The organism is Neolewinella aurantiaca (assembly GCF_008014675.1).
Classification (GTDB): Bacteria; Bacteroidota; Bacteroidia; order Chitinophagales; family Saprospiraceae; genus Neolewinella; species Neolewinella aurantiaca.
Window position 1 is genome coordinate 47,774 of record NZ_VOXD01000039.1, and the last position, 6,300, is coordinate 54,073.

The window sequence follows — 6,300 nt, forward strand, 5'->3', positions numbered from 1 at the left end:
CAACAGAGACACTGTCCTATTTTTTGATGAATTTGAGTGTCTCCTCCAAGCTGCCACTTTGGTTGCGCAGGCGGATGATGTAAACAGCAGCCGGAAGACCGGCCAAAGAGATACTGGCAGTTCCATGTGTGATCTCTCCGCTGGAGAGGGACCGGCCGCTCAAGTCCGTTACCTCGTAAGTGCCCTGAGGGAAAGTGCTTGCAAGCCTTATGAACTCACCTCCGGGATTGGGGTAGAGTTTAGATCCAGATGGTGTGCTCACGGCAGCTGAAGTGGACGTGAGGGATGAGATTTCAATGTCAATAAAGCGGAACATTCCGGTAGGAATATTCACTTCTACTGCGCCGGGATTGCTCAAGTCGTAGGTCGTTCCGTCCAGCAGATCGGTCATTGAAACAGGAATGGCGGTATGAAACCGGACGGTTGCTTTTTTTGCTGTTGGATTAAGGTATCCGCCATCGACGATGGTGAGGCGAAGGTGGTTGGGGGCCGTCTGAGCAACCACCCAGCCCACATCGCCGTCGACGGTCAGGGGGAGCTCCTGCGCTGCATCTTCGATGGCCTTCTCGACTGTAGAAAAGTAGGTTTCAGCGGGATACCGAACGGTCCCGTCAGCAGAGAGGTAGTCGCGGCCATCGGTTATGAATTCCTGCATAATACCCCGGTACAATGGGTGAAGCTTATCGATCAGCTTGCCCCGGGGAACATCATTCACGGCCAAAGCCCCTTCCTGGACCGGAGTAATAAGCACCAAGCCGTTGTTGTAGGACGGAATGAAGTTGAGCCTCCGTTCCGTCTCGTTGGCGGCGTAACGGCTGAAGTCCCACTCCGTTACCGGAGCGCCCGGCCAGCTACCGTTGAGCCGACTGAAGACCAGCTTATTGTCCGCTTCCGTCGCCTCATCGTACTTCGTAAGCCACTTCACTTCCGTACCGTTGGCTACAAAGTATTCGTCCGGATGCGGGCTCATACTCAGGTGGACGGGGGAGAGGCTGAGCAATTCCCCTCTTTCAGGTACGTAGAGCGCTCCCTTGGCGATCAGTTCCCAAACCAAACCGAGGTATTCCCGGTTAACGGGGAAGTTGTTGAGGTGTGTGGCTCCGCTCGAGATTGTGTACACGAGTTGGCGTAGAAAGTGATTGGGCAAGCGCTGGTCCGAAAACTGGCGTAACCGATCATAGGACGCATTGTCAGGGACTGCCCTCGTTCCCCACTGATTGACGGAGCCGCCGAGCCAGTAGCCCATCCGCCCGCTGAAACTCATGTCCTGCGTTTTACCGGAAGTCTCTTCCATCGATGGTACAAAGACGTCGGCAAACTCTCCGGAGGCTAGCCGCGACCAATGCGGTTCATAAGCCGGACCGAACCAAAAAACGTGCTTGTTTCGAAGATGGATCTGAAGGTTGCGGGTTTGCCCGTATTCGGCCAGCGGGTAGAAATGATTGTCGAGGACGTACGAAAAATCGGAGGTGTTATTCTCCAGCTCCGGGAAAATAAGGATGGTCTTCCTGCCGTCGGCGTAGTCGATGATTTCTTTCAATAACGGCAAACTGAAGAAGTACGGATCGTTGCCGTGTCCGCCCCAGGTTCCCATACTGCCGAAGCGGTCGTAAATGGGGAACAGGATGTCTTTTACTCCCTGAGCCGTCAGGTTGTAGTTGCGCCGGCTGTCCCGGCGGGTACGATAAAACTCATTGCTCATGGTGTCACGGCTCCAGTCCTCCGGCGCCTGGGCCTGGTTCATAGATTTATAGCCCGTGAACCTGGGCGAGTCGTAGTTTTCCTCGAGCTCTTCTATGGTTCCGGCAATTCCCGCGTCGGTATTGGTCGCCAGATCAGAAACGAAATAAACCGGTTTCGGAGCCCGCTCCCAGGCGGGAGCGGTGAAGTTGGTAAGGTCGCTGCGCATTGCCCTGGCATTGGCCAGCAATTCCTGTATTTTTCCGGGAGGCTGAAGGTCGCGGTAGGCTGTTTTCCAGTCCGGGTTGGAGTAATCGATAAAGTGAACGGCGCTGCCTCCACTCTGGCTGCTGGCCAGAATGATCAGTCGGTTTTTATGGTCGTGATGCAGGTCGTTGTAGGAGTAGCTGGAGGAAATGATTTCCCCCTGTTCGACGTCGAAGTCAGGATGGAGCAGCATAATGCTCGGACCGGTAAGCACGAGGTACCGGTAACCGGTTCCAACAGGAAGGAGCGCGTTTTGGGTAACCCGGTACCCGAAACCAGCCAGGTCTCTCCTTCGGTTCTGAAGTTCGCAGGTAGCGTGTTCGTCGGTAGCCGGTTTAAAGCGGTGGGCCTGTTGTTTGTTGTCCAGGGTGGAATTCCCCAGTAGTATCTCCTCGTTCCCCGCGCCGAAGTATTTGGTGACCCTGAGGTCTCCGATCGGTTTATCGTTATCGAGTTGTACTGTTTTATAAGGCGTAGTGGCCAGCGCTTCGAAGAAGTAGAGGTCGCCTTTTACCTGTAGCGAGTTGTTGGCTCCGTGCATGAGCAAGTCCTCGGTGCCGTCTGCCTGGGGATACACCCGCAGGAAGTTGGTAATGTGGTTTTCCCGGGCTCCCGCTGGTGCGGCACTACCAAAGGACCGGGTAACGGAATAGTCCGCCGCCGCGAGGGTTTTCATCAATTCACCTTCTGCTGACAGGTAGTAGAGGTTCTGGTCGTAGCCCCCGCAGGCAACAACTGTTTCATCGCCGTACTTCAGGGCGCAGACGGCGTACATCGGGGCATCGTTTTGGCGGAATGTCCAACGTTCTTCGCCTGCTTCGTTGAGGCAGTAGAGCGTTCCGTTGGCGTTGGCGACCAACACCTCGTCCTTACCGTCACCGTCCAGGTCGCGGCAGAAAACGTCGTGGTTGACGAAGCCGGAGAGTTCGTTTTTCCACCTGATCGTTCCGTCGTAACTCATCGCCAGAATGGTGCCTTCGTGGGTGCTGGCGATCAGGTAAGTTCCGTTGTGGTCTTCCGCGGTTCGTACCTTGGTTACGGTGTATCCGGTGTCGAAACTTCGGATTGCCCCCTGCGGGAACAGAGGCGTAATACAGAGGAAATAAAGCAGTGAAAGGAAAAAGTAAGGCTGCATGAAATACGAATTTTTGGATGATCGACTGATTCAAAAAAACTCTCAATGCACCCGCGCCCGCGCCAGATGGTCATACCAAAAGGCAATAAGACGGCGCGAACGCAGGTGCATAAAAAGTTGAAGAGCTTGTTTTGCTATTTGGCAAATGGGAAAAGAGCGGAGGGCTGGTGTGCCCCGGCCATTATCCCCCGGATTTTCTTCACCACATCAGGGTGGTGATCCGCCACATTGTTGCTCTCGGTCGGGTCTTTGGCGAGATTGTAAAGCTCAATGGCTCCGTCCGGATGTTTGATGAGGTCGTACACAACTCCTTTCCAGTCTCCGGTCCGTACAGCTTTTCGGCCTCCTTTGGCCGGAAATTCCCAGTAGAGGTAGTCGTGCTCAGGCTGCTGGCCTTCGCCCGTCAGGGTAGGGAGAAAAGAAACCCCGTCGCTGCCCTTCGGCGTGGGAACCCCCGCGATGTCCGCTACCGTAGGCATTACGTCCCAGAAAGCAGATACATGGTCGCTCCGCGACCCCGCCGCAACCTTTGCCGGCCACCGAACGATGAACGGAGCGCGGATGCCGCCCTCGTAGAGGTCGCGCTTCAAACCCCGAAGCCCGCCGGCACTATCGAAAAAGGCCGGGTCCGCTCCACCTTCTTCGTGCGGACCGTTGTCGCTGGTGAACATCACGATGGTGTTCTCCGCAAGGCCGAGCTCTTCGAGTTTAGCCATTATTTCCCCTACGTATTCATCCATCCGTACAACCATCGCCGCGTAAGCCGCACGTGGCATGGCCTGCGAGGTGTATTCGTGCGGAACCATATCCGGACCGTAGCCTGATGTGTACCGTTGGTCTTCGGTCCAGGCCGTTTCTTCAAATTTCCCGGCGAAACGCGCCATCACTTCCTCGTTCGGCTCAATGAGCTCCGCGTGGGGCAACACCAGGGGGACATAAGCAAAGAAGGGTTGGTCTTTACTGGCCTCCAGAAAGGCCAGCGTCTCTTCCTGAATGACGTCGGGAGCGTAAGTCCCGGTATTGATCCAGTCGTTGCCGGGCAGAATCACCTTGTTCTGGTTGTCCCAAAGGTGAGGAGGGTAATAACGATGCGCCATCCGCTGGCAGTTGTAACCGTAGAATTCATCAAAGCCCTGCGCATTCGCGTCGCCTTCACTCCCGATGTATCCCAGGCCCCACTTGCCGAAAGCGGCCGTGGTGTAGCCAGCACCCTTCAGCACTTCGGCAATGGTGATCGCTTCGCCGGGCAGCGGGACCTGCCCCTCCCGGTCGGGAAGCTCTTTATTGCCCCTTATCGGGGTATGACCGGTGTGCTGGCCGGTCATTAATGAAGATCTCGCCGGTGCGCATACCGCCGAGCCGCTGTAGTGCTGCGTGAAGAGCATCCCCTGTGCCGCCAGCGCATCGATGTTTGGCGTCGGGAACTTCTGCTGTCCGTAAACGCCCAGGTCTCCGTAGCCGAGGTCATCTGCCAGGATGTACACGATGTTTGGTTTAACGGTGGCTACGGCTTTCCCCGGCCGGGCACTGCAACTGACCAGTAATGTGAAGATTAGTACAACTGCGGTACAGAAGAGATGATAAGTTCTCATTGGATTTTTTTAAGGCGGTTTCCGGGCCGGGAACACAGCGTATTTACTCTGGTTCCTCCTCCGGTTGTCAGGGAGATGGGACGGTGCGGAAGTTTACTCGCAGTCCATTGTGGAGTGCTTGTCCGTAGGCTCGATAATGTCTTTCTGGCACAGGAATCCGATTCCCCGTACGTTGCTGATCGTTACGTTTTTCCGGTAATGGCTGGCTTCGTAGAGCACTGCTGCGATGGAAGGACCGCTCACCACTTCACTACCTTTTTGAGGAACTGACGCCAGCATTTTCTCCCGGTAAACAGGAAGGTACTTCAGGTGCTTCCCTTTCAGTTGGGCTGTTTCTCCGAAGGTGGCCGTCACGTTTTTTACGTCCACTTTTTCGAACGAGCCGGGTTCCAGGTCGGGATTCTTGTATTTTTTGGAAACGAAGCCGCCGCCAATCCGGACGCCGAAGCCGCAGTTGATGGCCGTAACCCCGTCTACATCGATGGAGCCGCACTTCATGGCGTGGGGCGAGATCATGACGGCGGCGTTGCCGTCGGTGCAGGAGATATTGCGGGCAACGATCTTATCGACCCCGCCAAACTGCAGGTCGTTCATTTTGGTGAGGCCGGTTTCTGCCCTCAGGGTTACGCCGCCCTGTCCTTTCAGGTTCTGATAGAGAATGTTCTCTCCGGCCTGCATCTGAACCAGACCGTAACCGTAGAGCGTATTGAGGCAGTTTCCGTTTTTGATGACCCCGTTTTTGGGGCGCACGTAGTTCACATCATCCGTGGTGGAGATGCCCAGGGTTACGCAGGAGAACATACTCCGCTGGTCTTTCACCAGGAAGTCAGCGATCATGAAGTTAGTGGCTGCGCCGACGTTGAAGGCCCGCACCCCACGGGGGTGCGCCTCCAGGTTGATGGTGTAAACTCCGTCAATTCCCGTAATGCTGACGTTCTCGATCGGAGCACCGTTCTTGGCCAGAATGAATACGTCTTCCGACTTTTTTGGGTTTTGGGTGAGGTGCTCAATCACGACGTCCTTATCGATCCGGAGGTGGACATTGGAGCGCAATTCAATATTATGGAGGTGATAAGTTCCCGCAGTAAGGGTGATGATGCCTCCTCCCTTGGCGGCGACCTGATCAATTGCCCGCTGCAACATTTTACTGTCCGAGGGGCTGCCTTTTCCGTCGACGCTATAATCGACCTGCAGGTTTTTGTGGATGGTCAGCTCAGTGCTGTTGTCCTGGTAAAAATCGCTTTCCGTTTGTGCGCATAGGCCTAACGCGACGAATATCAGTAGTAGGGTAAAGTAAGACCTGGCCATTTGCAATGTTTTTTCTGGCGCTCGCCCTGGCTTAATCCTCAACAAAATCTGGCAGGGGAAACGGCATGATCGATTAAAGGTGTTTTCGCGGCGCGAAAACGTAACTATCCGCTAAAGTGAGCAAATACGCTGCAACGAGGGTGTCTGCCAGTTTTTAGGTGGTGTTTGCGGGTACATTCTCACTTTTGGGCGCGGCCCTTTAAGTTTGTGCTGAGGCAATCGGCCTATACATAGAGAAAGCAAAAATGTGTAACTTGAATTGATGAGCCGCCGCCGTTAGGAGGATGGCGGTCATCAATCAAGCTACACATTCGTAAA

3 protein-coding genes are annotated in these 6,300 nt (G+C 55.0%); all 3 read right to left on the reverse strand.

All coding sequences use genetic code 11. From position 1 onward, the window contains the following. Positions 1-16 precede the first annotated feature (16 nt). Positions 17-3,082 (reverse strand): T9SS type A sorting domain-containing protein, encoded by a 3,066-nt coding sequence (locus FUA23_RS19425; RefSeq protein WP_147932437.1) that lies wholly within the window; start codon positions 3,080-3,082, stop codon positions 17-19. 134 nt (positions 3,083-3,216) lie between these two features. Next, complete coding sequence (locus FUA23_RS19430; RefSeq protein ID WP_147932438.1) at positions 3,217-4,674, reverse strand: arylsulfatase; 1,458 nt, start codon at positions 4,672-4,674, stop codon at positions 3,217-3,219. 93 nt (positions 4,675-4,767) lie between these two features. Continuing rightward, positions 4,768-5,982 carry a glycoside hydrolase family protein gene (locus FUA23_RS19435; protein WP_147932439.1) on the reverse strand — a complete coding sequence of 405 codons (1,215 nt, stop codon included), beginning with the start codon at positions 5,980-5,982 and terminating at the stop codon, positions 4,768-4,770. Positions 5,983-6,300 lie beyond the last annotated feature (318 nt).